Below are 22,222 nucleotides of genomic sequence, written 5' to 3' on the forward strand. Positions count from 1 at the left end.
CCGGGAGGATCAGTTGGTTCCCTTGCCGCCGCATTTGCCGGTGGCGACATTAAAATTGCCGCAGGACAGAGGCGCGCGCCAATCGGAGATCAGGTCCTTCGAATCGGCCAGATAGTCGGACCACTCGTCGCCCATCACCAGGCCAGACGTCTGCGACACGGTCTCGAACTGGCCATCGGCCTGGATTTCGCCGATCAGCACCGGCTTGGTGATGTGATGGTTGGGCATCATCGTCGAATAGCCACCGGTCAGGTTCGGCACCGAGACGCCGATCACGGCGTCGATGACCTTGTCAGGGTCGGTGGTGCCGGCCTTCTCGACCGCCTTCACCCACATGTTGAAGCCGACATAATGGGCTTCCATCGGGTCGTTGGTGGTGCGCTTGTCGCTCTTGATGAACTTGTGCCAGTCGGCGATGAACTTGGCGTTCTCGGGCGTATCGATGCTCTGAAAATAGTTCCAGGCGGCGAGATGACCGACGAGCGGCGCGGTATCGAGACCGGCAAGCTCTTCCTCGCCGACCGAGAAGGCCATGACCGGGATATCCTCGGCCTTGACGCCCTGGTTGCCAAGCTCCTTGTAGAACGGCACGTTGGCGTCGCCATTGACCGTCGAGACGACGGCGGTCTTCTTGCCGGCGGAGCCGAACTTCTTGATCGCCGCGACCTCGGTCTGCCAATCGGAGAAGCCGAACGGCGTATAGTTGACCATGATGTCTTCGGCAGCGACGCCCTTGGCTTTCAGATAGGCTTCGAGGATCTTGTTGGTGGTGCGCGGATAGACGTAGTCGGTGCCTTCAAGCACCCAGCGCTTCACCGAACCGCCGTCCTCGCTCATCAGATAGTCGACAGCCGGAATAGCCTGCTGGTTCGGCGCTGCGCCGGTGTAGAACACGTTGCGCTCGCTCTCCTCGCCCTCATACTGGACGGGGTAGAACAGGATGTTGTCGAGTTCGCTGAACACCGGCAGCACAGACTTGCGCGACACCGAGGTCCAGCAACCGAACACCGCCGCGACCTTGTCTTTGGAGATCAGCTCGCGCGCCTTTTCGGCGAACAGCGGCCAGTTCGAAGCCGGATCGACGACGACCGCTTCGAGTTTCTTGCCGAGCAGGCCGCCCTTTGCATTCTGCTCTTCGATGAGCATCAGCATGGCGTCCTTCAGCGTTGTCTCCGAAATCGCCATGGTCCCCGACAGCGAGTGGAGGATACCCACCTTGATCGTGTCGTCAGCCGCCCTGGCCGGGACGCTCATCAGCAGGCCGGCCGTGACCGCGCCTGCCGAAAACATTTTTGTTATTGTCGAGAAACTGCCCCGCATATTTCAAAACTCCCTGACTGGTTGATCGCATCGCGAACAGACCATGCAACGGCTGTGCCAACCGCAGGAGCAAAATCAAGCGGGTCTGGATTTCCTAACCCTATCAGCCGTTTAATATATTAGCCGCCAAAGATAAGCGCCGCTGCCGGTGCTCTGCTTGAGAAAAAGTCCCCCGCTATCGCCCAATTTTTGATCACTCGCGAATTAATGCATGAATTTTGAGCAAAAGACGGCGAACCGTTGCGGCGCTGCAGGAAAATGGGGCAGGATCGATCTTCAAGAGAGCGACCGCATGACCTCCAGGATTTCTCGCATTTTCAGCACCATGCTTCTGGTTGCGGCAACCGGCAGCGCCCGCGCCGACTTCACCGATGGCAAATTGCCGGACGGCACCTATCACTGCGAAGTCTATCTGCTTGGCATGTTCCTCAGCCTTGGCGACATCACCGTCAAGGGCAATGTCTATAGCGGCCCGGTGAGCTTCGGAACCGCCCGGCAGGGCTACAACTATCAGATGAATGCAAATGGCGAGATCACCTGGTTGGGCCCGTTGGGCGGCTACACGACCGGCGGCAACTCGATCTCGCTCACGCAAGCCACCCTGGACGGTCAAACCAGCCCGTCCTTCGACATCATCATGAAGCAGCCTGACGGCGCCTTCACCGCCTCGACCTGCACGAAGCGGTGAACAGCCGGCAAGAAGAGGCGCGAAACCTTGTGAGGTTCCGCGCCAACAGCAGTCGGGAGGCTATGGCTAAATGCTTTTAGCCGACATTTGTCCGGCAATGTACTCGGCCTGACGGATCGCCAGCGACACGATCGTCAATGTCGGATTTTCAGCCCCGCCCGTGGTGAACTGGCTGCCATCCGACACGAACAGGTTCTGGATGTCGTGCGCCTGGCCATGCTTGTTGACGACGCCGTCGGCCGCCTTCTCGCTCATCCGATTGGTGCCGAGATTGTGGGTCGACGGATAGGGTGGCGTCGGGAAGGTCCGCGTCGCCCCGACCGCCTCGTAGAGCGCCGAGCCCTGTTTGTAGGCGTGGTTGCGCATCGCCGTGTCGTTGGCATGGTCGTCGAAATGGACGTCCGCCACCGGCATGCCGTGCGCGTCCTTGATATCGGCATGCAGCGTGATGCGGTTTTCCTCGCGCGGCATGTCCTCGCCGACGATCCACATGCCGGCCATGTGGTCGTAGTGGTCGAGCGCGGTGGTGAAGGAACGCCCCCAGCCGCCGGGATTGAGGAAGGCGGCCATGAACGGCAGGCCGAGCGACAGCGTCTCGAGTTCGTAGCCGCCGACGAAGCCGCGCGAGGGATCATTGCGGGCCTCATCGCGGATGATACCGGCCATGGTGGTGCCGCGATACATATGCACCGGCTTGTCGAAGATGCCGTAGACCGAGCCGGTGGTGTGGCGCATGTAGTTCTTGCCGACCTGCCCCGACGAATTGGCAAGGCCGTCGGGAAACTGGCTCGATGCCGAATTGAGCAGCAGCCGCGGGCTCTCGATCGAATTTCCGGCGACCGCGACGATGCGGGCCTTCTGTTCCCTCAGTCTGCCGTCCTTGTCCGTATAGACGACCCCGGTTACCTTGCCCGACGCATCGTGGTTGATCTTGATGGCCATGGCATTCGGCCTGACCTCGAGATGGCCGGTCGCCTCGCCCTTGGGAATTTCGCTGTAGAGCGTCGACCATTTGGCGCCCCATTTGCAGCCCTGGAAGCAGAAGCCGGTCTGCTGGCAGGCATTGCGGTCGTCGCGCGGCTCGGAATTGATTGCCATCCGGCCGGTGTGGCACTCCTTGTAGCCGAGCTTGTCGGCGCCGGCCTTCATCACCTTGAAGTTGTTGTTGCCGGGAAGGCCCGGGATGTTGCTGGTGAGCGTCACGCCTAGCTTGTCTTCGGCCTTTGCGTAGTAGGGCTCGAGCTCGCCAAGCGTGATCGGCCAGTCGAGCAGGTTCGCCCCTTCCAGTTTTCCGTAGGTCGAAAGCGTTTTGAATTCGTGCTCCTGAAAGCGCAGCGAGGCGCCTGCCCAGTGCGTGGTCGAGCCGCCGACCGCCTTGACGATCCATGCCGGCAGGTTGGGGAATTCCTTCGCCACCCGCCAGTCGCCCGAGGTCGTGCGCTTGTCCGTCCAGGCGAGTTGGGCGAATGAATCCCACTCGTCATTGATGAAATCCTCGTATTCGTGACGGGCGCCCGCCTCCAGCATGACGACATCGACGCCCTTCTGCGCAAGTTCATTGCCGAGCGTGCCGCCGCCGGCGCCCGAGCCGATGATGACGACCACGCCGTCGTTGTTGAGATCAAATGGTGCTGCCAAGGTTTCCTCCCATTGATGTCTGTGTGCGGTTGCGACGATGGGGCTCAGAGCCACTCGATGTCGTCGAACCCGCGCGCCATGTAGCCGCCCTTGGAGTAGGACTCGCCCTCGTAGCCAAAGATCGGCCAGACCTCCTTCTGGTTGTAGAGGCCGACGACAAGCCCGCCGCGGACGGCCTGGAAGAACGGCGTGTCCTCGATATCCCTGAGCACCGCAACGCGCTGCTCCTCCCAGCCGAGACCGGTGTAGCCGTCCTTGCCCGATTTCAGGTCGAGATCGGCGATGCCCTTTTCGATAAGGTCCTTGTGGGCAAGGTCCTTGCCGGCCTGCTCATCGTGCGCCTTGACGGCGATTGCGTAATATTTGTCAGGCACTTGGTCGTGCGGGTAGATGTCGCGCGCCATCTGGATCAGGGTCGCCATGGTTTCGGGCTTGAGCGCGGATGTTTCGAGACCCCAGGCATGTTCCGGGCTGATGACGGCACTGCCTGAAATGACCAGCAGCGCGCCGACACCGCCGCGCTTCAGTAGCTCGCGGCGCGATAGAACTGGCTTCGTTTCATGGACCGGCTTGCTCTCATAAATTGTGACCAATTGTTCCTCCCTTGCTTGCTGTCTGCACCCGAAGGTGCCCTGGCTGGCGCCGCGCTGGCCGGCGCGGCCGTCGTATCTCCTATTTGAACCGGCCCTGACGCTGCAGAACCTCGATCTTGTAGCCATCGGGATCCTCGATGAAGAAGAAGCGTGCGAGCAGCGCTCCGTCGCGGTTGAACTCGACGATCTTCTTCGGGATCAGGCCAAGCGCGCCGAGCCGGTCATGCTCGCTGTCCAGATCGGCGACCGAAACCGCGAGATGGCCGTAGCCGTCGCCGAGCGCATAAGGCTCCTGGCGGCCCTTGTTGACGGTGAGCTCGATCTCGAGCTCCGCCTCGGCATTGGTCAGATAGACGAGCGTAAAGGTTTCGAAATCGAGCCGTTCGGCGACGTCCAGTCCAAACGCTTTCCGGTAGAAGTCGACGGACCGGGCCTCGTCGAGAACCCGGATCATGGTGTGGATCGCCTTCGCCAAATGACACTCCGTGCGGTAAGCGCGATGTGCGCGTCGGCGTGATTATGCGCGGGTTGCGGCAAACGTGGTGGCAGCCGATTACCACGCGCTAATCTAACGACGGGGAAAACCGCCTAAGGACGAAAGTCCGATTGCTGTTTTCCGCTTTCCAGCTGAAGATAATTGGCCACGACAAGGCACTGCCAAAGGCGCGAATCACTGCTGATTGCGCCCAAAATCAATAAAAACGGCCAGATCAATAAGAACGGGAGGTAACGATGTGCAGGGTTTTTGCCGGGCAGGATCCGGAGGGCTACCGGCAGATCAACCGGTCGATTCGTATCGACGGGCATTCGACCAGCATCCAACTCGAGGCGACGTTCTGGGCATTGCTCGACGAGATCGCCGACAGCCAGGGCCTGACGACGCCGAAATTCATCTCGAAGCTTTATGACGAGGCCATCGAGATCAATGGCCAGATTCCGAACTTCGCCTCGATGCTGCGCACGACCTGTGCTCTCTATCTGCGCGGCCATCGGCCCGGCATCGAAGAACACACGGCGCCGAAGCGGCAGGCAGCTTAACTTTCGATCGCGACATCGAGCGCCAGGCGGGTCATATCGGTGAAGAGCGCCTGGCGTTCGGAATAATCGGTTTGCTCGCCGGTCACCACATTGTCGACGACAGTCAGCATCGACAAGGCCCTGGCGCCGAAATGCGCGGCGATGCGATAGAGCGCGCTGGTTTCCATATCCACGGCCAGCGCGCCCTGTGCCTGCGCTTCGGCGAAGCGGTCGCGCCCCCGGGGATGATAGAATATGTCGCTGCAGATGGTCAGCCCGGCCTGATGTTCGATGCCGATTTCGGCAGCCCGGGCCAGGGCTTGGGAAACCAGATCCGGATCGGGTCCGGCATCAGCACCATAAAGCCCAAAAACCTGGCCGCTCTCGGCGCTTTCACCCCGCACCGCTTGCGAGATCACTAAACTGCGCAGTTTGACTGCGGCAGTCAGGGCACCACAGGTGCCGGTGCGGATCAGTGTCCTCACGCCATGGAAGTCCAGCAATTCATGGGCGTAGATCAGGAATGACGAGACGCCGATGCCGGTGGACTGGATGCTGACGGGCTTGCCGCGAAACAGGCCGGTAAAACCGAGGGCCTGCCTTCGACGGTTGACGCAGCGCGGCGCCTCGAGAAAGGTTTCCGCCATCCATTCGGCACGCTGCGGATCGCCCGGCAACAGCACTGTTGCCGCATAATCACCCTTGCCTGCCTCGTTGTGCGGCGTCATGGCATGCTCCCCCAAAACCCGCCGTCTGTTTGGCCCCATAATCATGGCAGTCTCACGCCATTTCGCAAGTGCGAATTAGTGAGCCCTAAAGCGCGTCGCATTGACCGGCCTCATGCGGCGCGCTTTAGGTTGTTGTTTTTGTGCATGTCGTTATCGCAAAACCGCTGCACACTTTTGCGCGACATGCATTAAGATTCCAGCACGTCCTTGACGATTGTGGCCAGTTGCTTGAGCGAAAACGGCTTCGGCAGGAAACCGAAATGCGCGTCTGCCGGCAGGTTCTTGGCGAACGCGTCCTCCGCGTAGCCGGAAACGAAGACGAATTTGATGTCCGGCTGCCGCTTGCGCAATTCGCCAAGCAGCGTCGGCCCATCCATCTCAGGCATCACCACATCGGAAACGACAATGTCGACCTTGCCGCCGAGCGCCTCGAAGATTTCCAGCGCCTCGACGCCCGAGGACGCTTCGTGGACGGTGTAACCGCGCGACGTCAGCGCCCGCATGCCGCCCATGCGCACGGCATCCTCGTCCTCGACGAGCAGCACCGTGGCCGAACCTGACAGGTCCTTGGCTGCGTCGGCGACCTTTGCCGGTGCAGCCGGCGCCTCGCCGGGCTCGCCTGCCGTTCTCGCCTCAGCGACGTAGCGCGGCAGGAAGATGCGGAACACCGATCCTTTGCCGACATCGGACTCGCAGAAGATGAAGCCGCCTGTCTGCTTGATGATGCCATAAACCATCGACAGGCCGAGGCCGGTGCCCTTGCCAACCTCCTTGGTGGTGAAGAAGGGTTCGAAAATCTTCTTGAGCACTTCGGGGGCGATGCCGCTGCCTGTGTCTTCAACTTCGACCACCACATAATCGGCAGGCGCAAGTTCGCGGTAGGGAAGGCTCTTGCTCTCCTGTGTGGTCACGTTGCGGGTGCGCACGGTGAGCTCGCCGCCGTTCGGCATCGCGTCGCGCGCATTGACCGCCAGGTTGACCACCACCTGCTCGAACTGCCCGATGTCGACCTTCACCGGCCACAGATCGCGGCCATGATCGACCTTCAGCTTGATGTCGTTGCCGACCAGACGGGCCAGCAGCATCCGCAGATCGGCAAGCACGTCGGTCAGGTTGAGCACCTCCGGCCGCAGCGTCTGCTTGCGCGAGAAGGCCAGAAGCTGCCGCACCAGCGAGGCCGCCCGGTTGGCATTCTGCTTGATGTTCATGATGTCGGGGAAGGACGGGTCCGACGGGCGGTGGTTGGTCAACAACAGGTCCGACGCCATGATGATGGCGGTCAGCACATTGTTGAAGTCGTGTGCGATGCCGCCGGCAAGCTGGCCGACCGCCTGCATCTTCTGGCTTTGCGCCATCTGGCCCTCGAGCGCCTTCTGCTCGGTGGTCTCGACGGCGTAGACGATGGCCGATTCTTCGGCGCCCTCGCCGGTGCCGTCGGCAACCGCGTTGACGTAGAAGCGCATGTGCCGTTCTTCATTGCCGGGCAGCAACGTATCGATCGGTTCGATATCGGCCTGCCGTTGTCGCGCTTTTTCGAACGCCGCGGCAAAGGCGGGGCGGTCGCGCTCATGGATCACCGTGTCCAGCCGCACGCGCCGATCGACCGCGTCGCCGTCGACGACGGAGGAAAACAGCGACAGGAAAGGCGCGTTGGTGCGCAGGATGCGCCCGCGGTTGTCGACAGCCGCTATTGCCATCGGCGTCGAATTGAAGAAGCGGGTGAAGCGGATCTCCGAGGCGCGCAGATCGGCGGAAGCGTCCTCGCCTTGCGTCCGGTTGAGCACGATGGTGCGCGTCGGACCGTTGGCGCCCTCGCGGCTGGCCGAAACCCGATGCATGAAACGCACAGGCAGCGCCTCGCCCTTCACTGTCGTCAAATCGAGATCGATGACCGCATTGCGGGTGGTGCCGGGATCGGCCTTGACCGAGCGGACCAGCGCCATGCCGTCGCCAGCGACGATCTCCGCAAGCGTGACGGCACCAGGCGTGAAGCTCGTCAGGTCGATGCCGAGCCACTCCGCAAGCGTGGCGTTGATGTAAGTGACGCGGCCTTCCTGGTCGGCCGAAAAGAAACCGGCAGGCGCATGGTCGAGATGGTCGATGGCCTCCTGCAGATCAAGGAAGAAGCGCTCCTGCTCGGCCCGTTCTTTCGAGATGTCGGCGAGTTGCCAGGCGAGCAAGGGCAGCCGCTGGCCCGGAACGCTGAAGGCGCGGGCGCGGACACGGTACCAGCGCGCGCCCGGCTCAGCGCCGGGTCGAATGGATTGGGCAAGGCGAAACTCACCGTCGCCGGGCTGGCCGTCGCGCAGGCCGGAGGCGAGCCGGTATATGGTCACCGAGGCCTCGGGAACATCGGACAGCAACCCTTCGACGGTCTTTAGATCCGCCGCAGAAGCCGCGCCCGTCATCTCGGCATAGGCCCGATTGGCGTAGACGACACGACCCTTGGTGTCGGTGACCAGAAGGCCTTGCGACATTGAATCGACGAAGGCCTTCGACAGCTCGTCACTCGTCGAGCGCGGTGTGATCTGCACGAAGCCGATGGCGGTGGCGAACAGGAAGCCGACACCGATCATCGCCAGCACGCCAAGCATTCCAAGCAGGAATGGATCGCCAAGACGTTCTCGGAAAAGGCCGAAAACGATCGCCGCCCCTGTCAGCACAACGATGAAGACGATGAGCCGGGTGACCGCGCCCGGTCGCGTGTTCTGGTCGACGATCGGTACCGGATAGAAATCGCCGCGCGCTTCCTTGGCCATGTGCCCCCTGCTTGTGAATTCCGGTACTTGCCCCTGCCCGGTTGAATCACATTCTCAGGGTCCGGAAAAGGCCTTGGCGGCAACTGTCCGCTAAAAATGACACCCGTTCGGCGCCTGGTGCGGCGAATCCGAAATTCGCATCATTCCTGGTCCGACGCGAGCGAATTTCGGATTCATCACGCCAGCAACTTGCTGAAAATCCAGCGTCGTGGATTGAAGTGGGAACGCTGACGCCCTCAATTCGCAGGAGCTTGAAATCCACCACATGGGTGTTTCAAGCTGTTCACGAAGCGCGAAACGTAACTTGCAGTCGCGTACCGCAACAGTCTAGTGTCGCGTCTTCTTCGAAAGCTGATTTTGGGTGCACCAATGCTGCAGTGGCTGGATAGCGTGGCGGGTCCCGGTTATGCCGCGGCAATCCTGTGGACCCTTGTCGCGCTTGTCCTTGTGGTCATCGTTCTCCTCATCATCAAGCTGGTCCGCAACCTGACTTTTGGAACATTCGTTGCCGGCGGCAGGAACCGCAAGACGCGGCTGGCCGTGATGGACGCCACCGCAGTCGACAGTCACCGCCGGTTGGTGCTGGTGCGCCGCGACGATATCGAGCACCTGCTGCTGATCGGCGGCCCGACCGACGTCGTCGTCGAACGCGACATCAGGCTGTCGGCGCTACGCCGTCCTGCACTGACCGGAGATGGCGGCGGCCATCAGCCGGCACCGCCGCCGCGCGCGCCGCAACCGGCTCCCGCGCCAGTGAGGCAAGCACCGTCTCCGCCGCCGGCAAGCACGGCCCCAACGCCTGTCCGGCCGCATCAGCCCGCACCGGCGCCGAGGCCAGCAGCGCAAAACCCTCAATCGGCGACCATCACGCCGCTGCCCGCCTACACCAATGCTGTTCGGTACGCGCCATCGCCGGCAAGACAGGATTCCCCGGCAAAGCCGAATTCCCCGGCAAAAGAGGATTCCATCGACGATACGCTGATGAGGGAGCTCGAGGTCCCGTTTGATGACCCGCACCCCGCCAAGCCGGAGAGCAAGCCGGCGGCGAAAGCGCCGTCGTCTCTCGATGACGAGATGACGAAGCTTCTCGGCGAGTTGTCCAGCCAGAAGAGATAACCGGCCAACAGCCAACAAAAAAATGGCCGGAGACCGGCCCTGACAAATTCGCTATTGGCTGCGTTTTGGACGCTTCGCCCGTGCTTCAGTCGTCGCGGTAGACCTTCTCGCGGCGTTCGTGACGCTCCTGCGCCTCGATCGACAGGGTCGCGATCGGACGCGCATCGAGCCGCTTCAGCGCGATCGGCTCGCCGGTTTCCTCACAATAGCCGTAAGTGCCTTCATCGATGCGCTGAAGCGCAGAATCGATCTTTGAAATGAGTTTCCGCTGGCGATCGCGGGCACGAAGTTCGATGGCGCGGTCGGTTTCCGAAGAGGCGCGATCGGCGAGATCGGGGTGGTTGGCGTTTTCCTGCTGCAGGATTTCGAGAGTTTCGCGCGCTTCGCGCAGTATGTCGTTCTTCCAGGTGACGAGCTTCAGGCGAAAGTAGGATTTCTGCCGCTCGTTCATGAACGGCTCGTCTTCGGAGGGTACGTAATCGGCGGTAACGATGTCGTTCATTCGACTCACCCAGACAGCCCCAAATTTGGCGCCTATATATTCACGGACCGAATGCTGCACAAGCGCAATCGACGACTGATTCACGCAATTGTTAATCTCGGCCAATACGCCATGGGCTGCATCATTCGCATGAAGGGCGCGACCGAATTCGCGTATGATTCGTTAGGTTTGTAGGGCGCCGGCCATTGTGCGCAAGGCGTTTCTCATGACTAATCCCGCAGCGCCTTTTGACGAGTTTCGGTGTTTGGCACAAGCGAGGGACCGGTGAGCAAGCTTTATCTGCTGAGGCATGCGAAGGCCGGATGGGCTTTGCCGGGCATGCGCGATTTCGATCGTCCGCTTGACGCATCCGGCGTCGCCGACGCCGACACGATGGGTGCGGTCATGCGGGCCTGCAACTACATTCCGGACCTGACCCTTTGCTCGAATGCAAAGCGAGCGCGCCAAACGCTTGAGGGCCTGGCCGGTCACACCGATACGGGCCGGGTCCTGTTCCTGGAGACGCTCTACAGCGAGGATGCCGCCGGCTATCTCAACCTCATCCGCGGCAATGGCGGGCCAGGCTCGCTGCTCGTCGTCGGCCACAATCCGATGACGGAAGATCTCACCATCGCGCTTTCGGGCGATGGCGAGGAGGCTGCCAGGGGAATGCTGAACCACGGCTTCCCGACCTCCGGCCTCGCGGTCGTGCGTTTTCCAGGCAGTCTTGCCAACGCCGCGCAAGGCACAGGCTATCTCGAAGCCTTCCTGTCGCCGGCCGATATCTGACGCCATTTCAAACGTAGCGTGGTGGATTTGAAGTTCCTGCCACTTCAATGGCATCAGCGTTCAGGAACTTCAAATCCAAGACCACGCTAGAAACGATGGTTTGCCAGTGTGACTTAGAATCCGAAATTCGCTCACTGCGATGCTCCAAGGTACTGCGAATTTCGGATTCGCCACACTAGCCGGCAGCGCCTATATCGGGGCGGACCGAAGCCCCGAGAGACCGCATTTTGGCATCATCGCTGACCACTTTCACCGACGAGGCGAAGATTGCCCTGGATACGCTGTCGGGGCGCGCTACCGGGCTTTTTTCGCCATCGCTGCGGCTGGGTGTTACCGGCCTCTCCCGCGCCGGCAAGACGGTGTTCATCTCAGCCTTTGTCCACAATCTGATCCATGGCGGGCGGTTGCCGCTGTTCGAGGCGCAGAAATCGGGGCGTATCGCCCGTGCCTTACTCGAAGAGCAACCCGATGACGCCGTGCCGCGATTCCAGTACGAGGACCACATCGCGGCCCTGGTCAACGACCGCCTGTGGCCGGATTCGACACGTGCCATTTCCGAACTGAGGCTTACCATAGAATATGAATCGGCCTCCGGCTGGAGCCGCATGTTCTCATCAGGCAGATTGTCGGTCGATATCGTCGACTATCCTGGGGAATGGCTGCTTGACCTGCCGCTGCTCGGGAAATCCTACTCTGATTTCTCACGCGAAGCCTTTGACATGGCCGTGCTGCCGGTGCGCGCCGACCTCTCGCAGGAATGGCGCGCGCTCTCCGCCGCAATCGACGCGAATGCCGACGCCGATGAGATGACGGCGCGACGCCTCGCCGAGAGCTTCGCCGCATATCTCAAGGCATGCAAGCTCGACGAGCGGGCGCTTTCGACCCTGCCACCCGGCCGTTTCCTGATGCCCGGCGACCTTGAGGGCTCGCCGGCGCTGACCTTCGCGCCGTTGCCGGGCCTGAGCGAGCGGCGGGCGCGGCCCGGGTCGCTTCAGGCGATGATGGAGCGGCGCTACGAGGCCTACAGGACGCATGTCGTAAAGCCGTTCTTCCGGGAGCACATCACGCGCCTCGACCGTCAGATCGTTGTGATAGACGCCTTGCAGGCCTTGAATGCCGGGCCCGGCGCGATGGCCGATCTCGAACGTGCGGTGACCGAAATCCTCGCCTGCTTCCGCCCCGGTCGCGGCAATTTCCTGACCGACTTTTTTTCAAGGCGCATTGACCGCATATTGGTGGCGGCGACAAAGGCGGACCATCTGCATCACGAAAGCCATGACCGGCTGCAGGCGATCGTGCGGCGGCTTGCCGACCGTGCCGTGGCGCGGGCGAATTTCACCGGCGCCGATGTCGACGTGGTCGCCCTGGCGGCGGTGCGAGCGACCCGGGAAGGCACGGTCAAGCAAGGCCGTGAAACGCTGCCGGTCATCATCGGCACACCGTTGAAAGGTGAAAAGATCAACGGCGAAACATTTGATGGCAGAACAGAAACAGCCATATTTCCCGGTGACTTGCCGGAGAAAATTGATGCAGTGTTCGATGTCTCCGGACCAGACCGTCGGCAGAACCCGGGCCATCGGCAGGACCCAGGCCATCGGCAGGCCAATGAGGACCCGGCGATCCGCTTCGTGCGCTTTCGCCCGCCAAAACTCGAACGCACGGCCGAAGGCGTCACGCTGTCGCTGCCGCATATCAGGCTCGACCGCGCCCTGCAGTTCCTGATCGGAGATCATCTGGCATGACCCCGCCCCGCAAGCCGGCGGCATTTCGCATCGAGCCGGAAGCCCCGCCAAAGCAACAGGCGGCCTTGCGCCAGCCCGACACCGCTGCGGCCAGAAAACCGCGCACCGTGAACGCTGACCTTGCCGTCGTCACGCCGGCGGAAATCGACGTTTTCGACGAGCCGGACATCATCGCCGCCGAACCGCCGCCGGCGACCGCGCCGAGGCAGCGCTCGATATCAGGCAGCCTGTTTTTCGGCGCATTGGGCGTTCTTGTTTCGCTGGCCCTCGGCCTTTGGACCGACCAGCTGATTCGCGATCTGTTCGCGCGGGCCGAATGGCTGGGCTGGCTGGCCGCCGGGATGGCCGTGATCGCGCTGCTCGCGCTCCTGGTCATCCTTGCCCGCGAGTTCCTCGCGATCGCCCGCCTCGCCGAGGTCGAAAAGCTGCAGAAGCGGGCGCTCGACGCCATCGCCCGCGACGATCCGAAAGCCGCTCGCGCCGTGGTCGACGAATTGTCGGCCTTTGTCGCGGCCAAGCCCGAAACCGCGGCCGGCAGACGTGCCCTGGCAGACTTGCGCGACGAGATCATCGACGGTGGCAATCTGGTGCGCCTGGCCGAGACCGAAATCCTCGGCCCCCTCGATGCGCGCGCCAAGGTGATGATCCTCGAAGCGGCAAAGCGTGTGTCGCTGGTGACGGCGGTCAGCCCTCGCGCTCTGGTCGACGTCGCCTATGTCGTGTTCGAAGCCGGCCGGCTGATTCGCCGCCTGTCGGAGCTTTATGGCGGCCGCCCGGGCACGCTGGGGTTCTTCCGGCTGGCACGCAGCGTTCTCGCCCATCTGGCGGTGACCGGCTCGATTGCCGTCGGCGACAGTTTCGTGCAGCAGATCGTCGGCCATGGCCTTGCCGCCCGGCTCTCGGCAAAACTTGGCGAAGGCGTCGTCAACGGCATGATGACGGCGCGCATCGGCATTGCTGCGATGGAGACCGCAAGGCCCCTGCCCTTCAGCGCCGCGAGGCGGCCCGGCATGGGCGATTTCCTGTCCGCGCTGACATCATTTGCATCCAAAAAGCAGAAGGAAACATCCGCTTCCGACACCTGACGACCGTCTCCGACGCGGCATGTCCTGGTGGCGCGCAAAGGATGCTGCAGCACGTTTGTTCTGTCCATGATCCGAGCGCAAACCGCGTCCGATTTTCGGGGGTCATGCGCAAGCGGTGACGAAGCATTAACCAATCTTGTTCATGGTCGGACGGGTTCCAAACCAGTCTCTTTGTTGCCGGGTGTCGTCGATGAAAAGCGTGATCTTGTCTAGCGTCCTGCCCATGGCAGTGGTGGTTTCAACAACCGCCGGCATGGCCGAAAAGACCTTTGCGGCAGAACGGGACAAGAAGTTCTTTCAATCGGTGAAAGGCGAATGGGTCGGCCCGGGGGAAATCGTCGCCGGCAAATACAAAGGCACGAAATTCACCTGCAATTTCACCGGTTCGACGCCGGACGGCAAGATCGGCATGTCGCTCGACGGCGGTTGCCGGGTCGGCATGTTCACCCAGCAGATGTCGGCGACGATCCAGCACAAGGGCCGCGAGGGCTACAAGGGCAGCTTCATGGGCGGTGCCGCCGGTTCCGGGCTCGACATCATCGGCGGCAACGTGGTCAGCGCCAACAAGGTCGTCTTCACCATCAACCGTAACCAGTTGCGCGGCGTCATGCAGGCTCTTGTCCCCAACGACAATTCGATGACAGTGACGGTTGCGGTGCGCGTCGACCAGCAGTTGGTGCCGGTCATCGGCATGAAGCTGAAGCGCGTCGATACGCTCGAAGTCGGCTCCATCGCGCCGTGAGTAGTGAATGGTGAATGGTGAATGGATATCACTTCATACTACTACTACTACTACTACTGACTACTGACTACTGACTACTGACTATTGACTATTGACTACTGAATACTGACTATCACTATTCACTATTCACTATTCACTATTCACCATTCACGGCCAAAGCCGCGGCGTGGAGCGCGCCTGCAACACTGCTGCACCAGTTTCCGGATTCGGACTGTTCGATCTCAGCCGAAGCCCCTATCTTGGCGGCTCGATGCCGCAGCACGTGCAGCGGTCCCTACAGAGAATGGAACGGCAGGCATGGCGGCAGAAGCAGCGGGCAGCGATCTGATCCACGTCGTCGCGCTGCTCGCCGCAGGTGTTGTCGCCGTGCCGATCTTCAAGCGCATCGGGCTTGGCTCCATCCTCGGCTATCTTGCGGCCGGCGTGGTCATCGGCCCGTTCGGCATCGGCATCTTTTCCGAATCGGAAGCCATTCTTCACGTCGCCGAGCTCGGCGTCGTCATGTTCCTGTTCATCATCGGACTGGAGATGCAGCCGTCACGGCTGTGGGGCTTGCGCCGGGAGATCTTTGGCCTTGGGGCGTTGCAGGTCGGCGTCTGCGCGCTGTTGCTGACCGGGGTCGGACTGGCGGGAGGTTTTCCGGTCTCGCAATCCTTCGTCGCCGGCGCCGGTTTCGTGCTGACCTCGACGGCGATCGTCATGCAGCTTCTGGAGGAACGCGGTGAGATCGCCGCGCCAAAAGGCCAGCGCATTGTCTCCATCCTGCTGCTCGAAGACCTGGCGATCGTGCCGCTGCTGGCGCTGATCGCTTTCCTGGCACCGGGCGGCGCCGATATGAGCGTGACGCAACGGCTGACGGAGGTGGGCATCGGTCTTGCCGCCATCGTTGGCCTGGTGCTGGCCGGGCGTTACCTGCTCAATCCGTTCTTCCGCATCCTGGCGGATGCCCGCGCCCGCGAAGTGATGACTGCCGCCGCCCTTCTGGTCGTTCTGGGGTCGGCGCTTGCCATGCAGCTCAGCGGCCTGTCGATGGCGATGGGCGCTTTCCTGGCTGGCGTGCTGTTGTCGGAATCCACCTTCCGCCATCAGCTCGAGGCCGACATCGAACCATTCCGCGGTGTGCTGCTCGGGCTGTTCTTCCTCGCTGTCGGCATGTCGCTCGACCTGCACGTGGTTGCCCAGAACTGGCGGCTTGTCGCCATCTACGTCGTCGCCTATATGGTGATAAAGGCGATCGGCATCTACCTCGTCGCCCGCATCCTCAAGACCGGCCACAGGGAAGCGCTCGAGCGCGCCGTCTTCATGGCGCAAGGCGGCGAATTCGCCTTCGTTCTCTATTCCGCCGCCGCGGCGGTCGGCATCATCGACAGCCAGGCTAACGCGACGCTGACGGCGATCGTCATCATCTCCATGGTGCTGACACCGCTGGCCATTCTGGCATTGCGGCATCTGACGCCGCGCGACGAGCAGTCGCTCGAAGGCGTCGATATCGCCGATGGCCTGACCGGCAGCGTGCTGATCATCGGCTTCGGCCGCTTCGGCCAGATCGCCAGCCAACCGCTGCTGTTGCGCGGGATCGACGTATCGATCATCGACAATGAGGTCGAGATGATCCAGGCGGCGGCCGATTTCGGTTTCAAGGTCTATTATGGCGACGGCACGCGGCTGGACATTCTGCGTGCCGCAGGCGCCGGCCGCGCGCGTGCCGTGTTGATTTGCGTCGACAAGCCCGATGTCGCCGTCCGCATCGCAAAGCTGATCAAGGCCGAGTTTCCCCTGCTCACCGTGCTGGCACGCGCTTTCGACCGCGGAACCGCACTGCAATTGATACGTGCCGACGTCGATTTCCAGATTCGCGAAACCTTCGAATCAGCGCTTGTCTTCGGCGGCTCCACGCTGGAAGCGCTGGGCGTCGACCCGGAAGAAGTCGCCGAGGTGATCGAGGACGTCCGCCACCGCGATTCCGCCCGTTTCGAGTTGCAGCTCGCCGAAGGGGTGCGCGCCGGAGCGCGCTTCCTCAAGGGCAATATCGGCACACCCATTCCGACACCGCTCAGCCAGCCGCGCCGCACCGGCCAGGCGCTCAATGAAGAAACCGCCGGAGTTCTGCACAAATCCGAGCCTGCCGACTAACATGTGGAGAGCAAACAGATGATCGAACTGGACGAGCGCGCGCTCTCCGTCACCCAATTCTGGCGTGACGCAGGGCAAGATGCATGGTTCGAGAAGAATGACGTCTTCGACGCGGAGTTCCGCAACCGGTTTCTCGACCTGCACTACGCTGCCGCGCGGCGTGAATGCGACGACTGGTCGGAACATGCCGAAGGCTCACTGGCGCTGATGATCCTGCTCGACCAGTTCCCGCGAAATTGTTTTCGCGGCACCGGCCATATGTATGCCACCGACCCGCTGGCAAGGCATTTTGCCGAAAAGGCGATCGCCCGCGGCCAGGATCTCGCGCTCGACGAAGAGCTTCGCGTCTTCCTCTATTTGCCTTATGAGCATTCGGAGCATCTCGCCGACCAGCTCAAATCGGTGGACCTCACTACCGCCAAAGCCCAATCCTATCTGAAGTATGCCGTCGAGCACCTGGAGATCATTCAGCGCTTCGGCCGCTTTCCGCATCGAAACAGGATGCTTGGCCGAGAGACGACGCCGGAGGAACAGGTGTTCCTCGACGGCGGCGGATTTGCCGGCTGACTTTGCGCAGGGCAATCGCCTCAGACAAAGATTAATGGAGATTTGGCGAAATCCTTTGCGAAGGCGTCCTTCTCCCCGTCACTATACGGGGAGAAGTGCCCGGCAGGGCGATGAGGGGCAGCGCAAACCTGATGCGATTGCCCTCGACGATTGTGGCCCGCGTTTATGACGTCAAGTCAGCCACCAATTCCGGCCGGACGACAGTCGCTCGATGCCGGCGCTGTCGAGAGCGGCAAGCCGCTCCGCCACGCTTCTGCCGTCGACGGTGAGGTTAGGCGCGATCTCGGCCAGCGGCGCCAGAACGAAGGCGCGCTCCAGCATGCGCGGATGCGGCACTTCCAGCCCGGTTTCGTGGATGATCCGATCGCCGAACACCAGAATGTCGATGTCGATCAGCCGTGGACCCCAGCGCTCCTCGCGCACCCGCTTCAGCCTGCGCTCGACGTCGAGACAGAGATCGAGCAATGCATGTGGCGTGAGCACGGTCGAAATTTCGGCGGCCGCATTGAGAAAATCCGGCTGGTCGAGCTTGCCCCAGGGCGGCGTGCGGTAAAGCGAGGAGACGACAACGACGCGCGTGTTCCCGTCGGCGTCCAGCATGCGCAGCGCCGCGCCCATCGACCTTGCCGGGTCGCCGAGATTGCCGCCAAGGCTGAGGTAGACCGTGTTATTGGGGCCAGGCAACGGTCACCTCGACATGATCGAGCACGCCGGGCACCGGCGCATTCGGCTTGCGCACAGTGATCTCGGCCTTTTTGATCTGGGGAAAGCGGGCTGTCAGCGCCCGGGCCACCTCCAGCGCCAGCGCTTCTATCAGAAAACGCCTCTCCCCGGTGATGATCTTTTCGATCACCCCGAAGGCAACGCCATAGTGGACGGTATCCTCGATGGAGTCATCGACCAGCGCGCGGCCGGGTTCGACGGTGAGCGCAGCGTCGACATAGAAACGCTGGCCGAGCGTCTCCTCCTCATCCAGCACGCCGTGCCGAGCGAAGAAGGCGCAATTTTTCATGCGGATGATATACATCGCTCAGCGTCCTGCTCGATTGGAGCGATGCGCGTCCGCTTGGGCGCACAGACTACGCTCTAAGGCTTTTAATCTACGCATTTCGATTTGAAAGCTGTGCGGCGGTTTCACGCGCCAGCATAGCATCCGCAACCGCCAGCGCATCCACATTGATTGCGACATCGTGGACGCGAAAAAGCCGCGCGCCCTTGAGCCTCAGTATGACGCTCGTCGCCGCTGTTCCGGCGTCTCTGGCCGAGGCGTCGCGGCCGGTGACGGCGCCGATGAAACGCTTTCGCGATGTACCGGCCATCAGCGGAAAGCCCAAGACATCGAGCTCGGAAAACCGTGCCATCAGGTCGAGATTTTCCTCTGCGGTTTCCTTGGCGAAGCCAAAGCCCGGATCGAGCACGATCTGGTCGTCGGCAACGCCGCTTCGCCGGGCGATTTCCAGGGACTTACCGAGGAAGAAAAACTGATCCTCGATCACGTCGGGCAGTTTTTGCCTGTCGCGCCCGGTGTGCATGATGACAAGCCCGGCGCCGGTTTCGGCCGCGACCCGCGCGATGCCCGGTTCGCGTTGCAGACCCCAGACGTCGTTGAGGATATGCGCGCCGGCGGCGACGGCAAGCCGGGCGGTGTCCTCGCGGTAGGTGTCGACCGAAATCAGCGCCTCGCCGAGCCCGGCGAGCGCCTCGATGACAGGCAGCACGCGGGCCTGCTCTTCCTCGATGGCTACCGGAGATGCGCCGGGGCGTGTCGATTCGCCACCGACGTCAATGACGGAGGCCCCCTCTTCCGCCATCCGGCGCGCCTGGGCAATCGCCTGTTCGGGCGCGACGAACAGTCCGCCGTCAGAAAAACTGTCCGGCGTGACATTGAGAATACCGACGATCACCGCCTTGCCGCCAAGGTCGAGATGGCGCCCATGCGCCAGCTGCCATCGCCCTGTCGTCATTAGCGATAAACCATGTGTGATCCACCAAAGATCAATTCCGTTGCGTCGGCAACGGCCGTAGCGCAAGGTAGGCAAAGAGGCAACATGATGAAACGATCCCTGCTTTGCGCCCTGATGCTTGCTTGTTCCGCCTTGCCGGCGGGCACGGCGAATTTGGTGAAGACATACAGCTATTTCAGCATCGGCGGCAGAACGCTCGATGATATCGGATCCCAGCTTACGAAACTTGGACCTCGCGTGAAAAGCACCGGGATGCGGCATCCAGGCGCCACGCAGATGGCGTTCACCACCCGCGTCAGCTATGCGGAAAGATCGAACTCCTGCGCGATTGCCGACGCCGATGTCACCGTCAAGGTCAAGGTGATCCTTCCCGAGTGGCGCCGCCCGCGCAAGGCTGATGCCGGCGTAAGGCTGTTTTGGGATACATTGTCGGCCGACATCAAGCGTCATGAGGACCGCCATGTCGAGATCGCCAAGAACCATGCCGGCGAACTCGAGGACGCGCTGAAGGCGACCCACCCGCGCAAGACGTGCCAGGAGGCCAAGGCCAAGGCAGCGGAGATCTCCGCCGCTATTCTTGCCAAGCACGACCGCGCTCAGATGCAGTTCGATCGCGTCGAAACCATCAATTTCGAAAGCCGCATCCTGCGGCTGCTGCGCTATCGCATGAAGCGCATCGAAAACGGCCGGCTGCCGGGTTAGCTTCGGCCAGACGGTAAGGGCGATTCTCGTCGAGTAAGAGACTCAGCCGGTGACGCCGAGCTTCTTCTGCAGGCTGGTCGACGACGTCGTATACTGGAATACGATGCGCTCGCCGGGGCTGACGATGCGCTTGGCCGCCTGCGCCATCAGCGCGACCTCATGGAAGCCCGACAGGATCAGCTTCAGCTTGCCGGGATACCAGTTGATGTCGCCGACGGCGAAGATGCCCGGTACCGACGTCTGGAATTTCTCGGTGTCGACCGGGATCAGGTTCTCATGAAGATTGAGCCCCCACTCGGCGATCGGTCCGAGCTTCATCGTCAGGCCGAAGAACGGCAGCAACCGAGTGCACGGCACCTCGCTGTCACCATCGGGACCCTTGATGGTCGCCGCCGAGAGATGGCCGTCCGTGCCGGTCAGCCCGGTCACCTGCCCGACCTGAAAATCCAGTTCCTTCATCTCCTGCATGGCGTACATCTTGTTGACGCTGTCGGGCGCCGCGCGGAACTCCGGCCGCCGGTGGACAAGTGTCACGCTCTTGGCCACCGGCTGCAGGTTCAGCGTCCAGTCGAGCGCCGAATCGCCGCCGCCGACGATAACCAGGTCGTGGCCGCGGAATTCCTCCATCCGGCGCACCGAGTAGAAGACGCTCTTGCCCTCATAAAGCTCGATGCCCGGAATTGGCGGCCGCTTCGGCTGGAAAGAGCCGCCGCCGGCGGCGATAACCACAATCTTGGCTTCAAACACCTCGTTCTCGTCGGTGATGACGCGAAAGCCGCCGTCCTCGAGCTTTTCGAGGCTCGAGACCATGCGGTTAAAGGTGAAGTCGGGCTTGAACGGCGCGATCTGCTCAAGCAGTCTGTCGACCAGGCCCTGGGCCGAGATCGATGGCCAGCCGGGAATGTCGTAGATCGGCTTTTCCGGATAGAGTTCGGCGCATTGCCCGCCGGGCCGATCGAGTATGTCGATCAGATGGCATGTCATGTCGAAGAGGCCGAGCTCGAACACGGCGAACAGGCCGACAGGCCCTGCCCCGACAATCAATACGTCCGTCCTGATGATATCGGTCATGAATGCGCCTTCGATGCGCATGACCCCGAAAATCGGAATCGATTCTCGCCGGGGATCCTGCGCCAAATCACCGTGCTACAGCGTGCTTTGCGTGGTCCAGGGATCGTGCGGCGCTGTAGAGAACGGCGCGACACTGCATGACCATTGGCCCGCTGCCAAGCCGGCGCCGGAAAAATCGGCTATATCCCCCGCTTAAGCCTCCACGCTTCAGCCCTGGCGGGCGGGCACGCGCACAACCAGGCCGTCGAGAGCGTCGCGCACCTTGATCTGACAGGAGAGCCGTGAGTTCGGCTGGACGTCGTAGGCGAAGTCCAGCATGTCCTCTTCCATCGCTTCCGGCTCGCCGACCTCGGCCGTCCACGCCTCATCGACATAGACATGGCAGGTCGCGCAGGCGCAAGCGCCGCCGCATTCGGCCTCGATCCCCGGCACGGCGTTGCGGATCGCGTTCTCCATGACGGTCGAGCCGTTTTCGGCATCCACGTCAAAATGTGTGCCATCATGGGCGATGAAGGTCAGCTTGGTCATTTGTCACCTGAAGGGAGTCCCAGCCGAGATAATCACTCCCGCAGACAAGTCAACTGCGGCGCGAAAGCGTCGCCCTATGCCGTTTTTTTCGGAAATGGGTTTAACGGCTGATGGCGGCGACGAAATCGCGGACTTCTTCGATCAGGGAGCCAAGCCGCTTGAGGGTATTGGTATCTTCAGGTTGAAGTTCGATCGCGCCGGCGCAATCGGCAACAGCGAAGGCGCCGACGCCGCGCGCCGAGCCTTTCAGCCCGTGCGCCAGGAGCAGTCTTTGCTTCACATCGGCGTCGACGATCCTGTCGCGAACCGACAATGCCTGCTGCACGAACAGCGCCAGCACCTCCTGTTCGAGGCTGCGGTCGCCCATCGTCTGGCGCGCCAGATGCGCCAGGTCCACAGGCCGCGACCCGGCCGTTCCCGACACATCGCCGCCGGGCATCGAGAAGGCAATGCCGTTTTCGCCGCGCATGACTCTGCAACTCCGTTCTTCCAGCCGCCAAAAATAGGCAGCCGCCAAAAAATAGGCCCATCCTGTGGACGACGGGTTAATGATTGGCCC

At 62.0% G+C, this 22,222-nt stretch carries 23 protein-coding genes; 10 read left to right on the top strand and 13 right to left on the bottom strand.

Going from position 1 to position 22,222, the window contains the following annotated elements:
• Positions 1–9 precede the first annotated feature (9 nt).
• Positions 10–1,320, bottom strand: coding sequence for an urea ABC transporter substrate-binding protein (gene urtA, locus AC0L18_RS00930; RefSeq protein ID WP_128244855.1), 1,311 nt, complete (start codon positions 1,318–1,320; stop codon positions 10–12).
• A gap of 292 nt (positions 1,321–1,612) precedes the next feature.
• Between urtA and AC0L18_RS00935 the strand changes: the two genes are divergently transcribed.
• The gene (locus AC0L18_RS00935; protein ID WP_023801150.1) at positions 1,613–2,008 is read left to right on the top strand and encodes a hypothetical protein; all 396 of its coding nucleotides are present in this window, start codon (positions 1,613–1,615) and stop codon (positions 2,006–2,008) included.
• A 66-nt stretch (positions 2,009–2,074) separates the two neighbouring features.
• Here the strand turns inward: AC0L18_RS00935 and AC0L18_RS00940 are convergent, their stop codons facing one another.
• The 3 genes from AC0L18_RS00940 to AC0L18_RS00950 form a co-directional block, all read right to left on the bottom strand.
• On the bottom strand, positions 2,075–3,646 hold the full coding sequence (locus AC0L18_RS00940) for a GMC family oxidoreductase (RefSeq protein ID WP_473490250.1): 1,572 nt from the start codon (positions 3,644–3,646) through the stop codon (positions 2,075–2,077).
• Between the two features lie 44 nt (positions 3,647–3,690).
• Entirely contained in the window at positions 3,691–4,239 is a 549-nt protein-coding gene (locus AC0L18_RS00945; protein WP_473490251.1) for a gluconate 2-dehydrogenase subunit 3 family protein, read from the bottom strand.
• A 79-nt stretch (positions 4,240–4,318) separates the two neighbouring features.
• Positions 4,319–4,714: a VOC family protein gene (locus tag AC0L18_RS00950; protein ID WP_473490252.1), complete on the bottom strand. Its 396-nt coding sequence runs from the start codon at positions 4,712–4,714 to the stop codon at positions 4,319–4,321.
• 257 nt (positions 4,715–4,971) lie between these two features.
• Between AC0L18_RS00950 and AC0L18_RS00955 the strand changes: the two genes are divergently transcribed.
• Positions 4,972–5,277 (top strand): ribbon-helix-helix domain-containing protein, encoded by a 306-nt coding sequence (locus AC0L18_RS00955; protein WP_077384009.1) that lies wholly within the window; start codon positions 4,972–4,974, stop codon positions 5,275–5,277.
• Here AC0L18_RS00955 and AC0L18_RS00960 read toward each other — a convergent pair.
• Together AC0L18_RS00960 and cckA are read right to left on the bottom strand one after the other, a co-directional pair.
• Complete coding sequence (locus AC0L18_RS00960; RefSeq protein WP_473490253.1) at positions 5,274–5,984, bottom strand: purine-nucleoside phosphorylase; 711 nt, start codon at positions 5,982–5,984, stop codon at positions 5,274–5,276. The two genes, AC0L18_RS00955 and AC0L18_RS00960, sit on opposite strands and share 4 nt — an antisense overlap.
• A 188-nt stretch (positions 5,985–6,172) precedes the next feature.
• Entirely contained in the window at positions 6,173–8,743 is a 2,571-nt protein-coding gene (cckA, locus tag AC0L18_RS00965) for a cell cycle histidine kinase CckA (RefSeq protein ID WP_473490254.1), read from the bottom strand.
• A 369-nt stretch (positions 8,744–9,112) separates the two neighbouring features.
• Between cckA and AC0L18_RS00970 the strand changes: the two genes are divergently transcribed.
• Positions 9,113–9,859 carry a hypothetical protein gene (locus tag AC0L18_RS00970; RefSeq protein WP_473490255.1) on the top strand — a complete coding sequence of 249 codons (747 nt, stop codon included), beginning with the start codon at positions 9,113–9,115 and terminating at the stop codon, positions 9,857–9,859.
• Between the two features lie 85 nt (positions 9,860–9,944).
• Here the strand turns inward: AC0L18_RS00970 and dksA are convergent, their stop codons facing one another.
• A complete protein-coding gene (gene dksA / locus AC0L18_RS00975; RefSeq protein ID WP_006202025.1) occupies positions 9,945–10,361 on the bottom strand; it encodes an RNA polymerase-binding protein DksA in 417 nt (138 codons plus the stop codon).
• A 264-nt stretch (positions 10,362–10,625) separates the two neighbouring features.
• On the opposite strand from dksA, the gene AC0L18_RS00980 reads away from it, so the two are divergent.
• From AC0L18_RS00980 to AC0L18_RS01005, 6 genes are all read left to right on the top strand, one after another.
• Positions 10,626–11,129, top strand: a complete 504-nt coding sequence (locus AC0L18_RS00980; RefSeq protein ID WP_473490256.1) for a SixA phosphatase family protein — start codon at positions 10,626–10,628, stop codon at positions 11,127–11,129.
• 227 nt (positions 11,130–11,356) lie between these two features.
• A complete protein-coding gene (locus AC0L18_RS00985) occupies positions 11,357–12,871 on the top strand; it encodes a YcjX family GTP-binding protein (protein ID WP_473490257.1) in 1,515 nt (504 codons plus the stop codon).
• On the top strand, positions 12,868–13,956 hold the full coding sequence (locus tag AC0L18_RS00990; protein ID WP_473490258.1) for a YcjF family protein: 1,089 nt from the start codon (positions 12,868–12,870) through the stop codon (positions 13,954–13,956). Before AC0L18_RS00985 ends, AC0L18_RS00990 begins: the two co-directional genes overlap by 4 nt.
• A gap of 190 nt (positions 13,957–14,146) precedes the next feature.
• Positions 14,147–14,698, top strand: a complete 552-nt coding sequence (locus AC0L18_RS00995; RefSeq protein ID WP_473490259.1) for a hypothetical protein — start codon at positions 14,147–14,149, stop codon at positions 14,696–14,698.
• 297 nt (positions 14,699–14,995) lie between these two features.
• A complete protein-coding gene (locus tag AC0L18_RS01000) occupies positions 14,996–16,831 on the top strand; it encodes a monovalent cation:proton antiporter-2 (CPA2) family protein (RefSeq protein WP_473490260.1) in 1,836 nt (611 codons plus the stop codon).
• 18 nt (positions 16,832–16,849) lie between these two features.
• Positions 16,850–17,398: a DUF924 family protein gene (locus AC0L18_RS01005; RefSeq protein ID WP_473490261.1), complete on the top strand. Its 549-nt coding sequence runs from the start codon at positions 16,850–16,852 to the stop codon at positions 17,396–17,398.
• 171 nt (positions 17,399–17,569) lie between these two features.
• Here the strand turns inward: AC0L18_RS01005 and folK are convergent, their stop codons facing one another.
• The 3 genes from folK to folP form a co-directional block, all read right to left on the bottom strand.
• Complete coding sequence (gene folK / locus AC0L18_RS01010; protein ID WP_473490262.1) at positions 17,570–18,082, bottom strand: 2-amino-4-hydroxy-6-hydroxymethyldihydropteridine diphosphokinase; 513 nt, start codon at positions 18,080–18,082, stop codon at positions 17,570–17,572.
• Complete coding sequence (gene folB, locus AC0L18_RS01015) at positions 18,066–18,425, bottom strand: dihydroneopterin aldolase (protein ID WP_027151983.1); 360 nt, start codon at positions 18,423–18,425, stop codon at positions 18,066–18,068. The genes folK and folB overlap by 17 nt, the downstream gene beginning before the upstream one ends.
• A 73-nt stretch (positions 18,426–18,498) precedes the next feature.
• Positions 18,499–19,362: a dihydropteroate synthase gene (gene folP, locus AC0L18_RS01020; protein ID WP_473490263.1), complete on the bottom strand. Its 864-nt coding sequence runs from the start codon at positions 19,360–19,362 to the stop codon at positions 18,499–18,501.
• 84 nt (positions 19,363–19,446) lie between these two features.
• Between folP and AC0L18_RS01025 the strand changes: the two genes are divergently transcribed.
• Entirely contained in the window at positions 19,447–20,064 is a 618-nt protein-coding gene (locus tag AC0L18_RS01025; RefSeq protein ID WP_031255671.1) for a DUF922 domain-containing Zn-dependent protease, read from the top strand.
• A 42-nt stretch (positions 20,065–20,106) separates the two neighbouring features.
• On the opposite strand, the gene AC0L18_RS01030 is transcribed toward AC0L18_RS01025, so the two are convergent.
• From AC0L18_RS01030 to AC0L18_RS01040, 3 genes are all read right to left on the bottom strand, one after another.
• Positions 20,107–21,135, bottom strand: coding sequence for an NAD(P)/FAD-dependent oxidoreductase (locus AC0L18_RS01030; RefSeq protein WP_473490264.1), 1,029 nt, complete (start codon positions 21,133–21,135; stop codon positions 20,107–20,109).
• Positions 21,136–21,342: 207 nt separating this feature from the next.
• On the bottom strand, positions 21,343–21,663 hold the full coding sequence (locus tag AC0L18_RS01035; protein WP_006334837.1) for a 2Fe-2S iron-sulfur cluster-binding protein: 321 nt from the start codon (positions 21,661–21,663) through the stop codon (positions 21,343–21,345).
• A 100-nt stretch (positions 21,664–21,763) separates the two neighbouring features.
• Positions 21,764–22,132 (bottom strand): Hpt domain-containing protein, encoded by a 369-nt coding sequence (locus AC0L18_RS01040; RefSeq protein WP_027151987.1) that lies wholly within the window; start codon positions 22,130–22,132, stop codon positions 21,764–21,766.
• Positions 22,133–22,222: the final 90 nt, after the last annotated feature.

The sequence above is a fragment of the Mesorhizobium sp. WSM4819 genome (assembly GCF_055811215.1).